The organism is Salmonella sp. SAL4457 (assembly GCF_046548235.1).
Classification (GTDB): domain Bacteria; phylum Pseudomonadota; class Gammaproteobacteria; order Enterobacterales; family Enterobacteriaceae; genus Salmonella; species Salmonella enterica.
Genome location: NZ_JBGDZO010001324.1, coordinates 1 through 236, shown reverse-complemented (window position 1 = coordinate 236; position 236 = coordinate 1). Strand labels below are relative to the sequence as shown.

The following is a 236-nucleotide window of genomic DNA, read 5'->3' as shown; positions in this document are numbered from 1 at the left end:
ATATCACCCGGCGTGAAGTGGATAGCATCGCGCGCCATCTGGAAAGACAGTCTGCTGCTTTCCCGTTTCGCCGTTTCAAGAAGCCATTTCCCAGCGCGCCATGCCTGACCGCGAGACGTGCAACCGAATGCTTCAATTGTTGTTTCGTTGTAGTTTCCGCGAGCGATCATCTCATCGTCGGAAACGTATTCTTTTACCTGCTCCCAACCATTATCCGGATCAGTCCATGACACAAC

General features: G+C 52.1%; 1 protein-coding gene. It reads right to left on the bottom strand.

All coding sequences use genetic code 11. The features are described 5' to 3' along the window. On the bottom strand, positions 1-236 hold a 236-nt coding region (locus ACLJNW_RS28480), incomplete at both ends, for a phage tail protein (protein WP_410962030.1).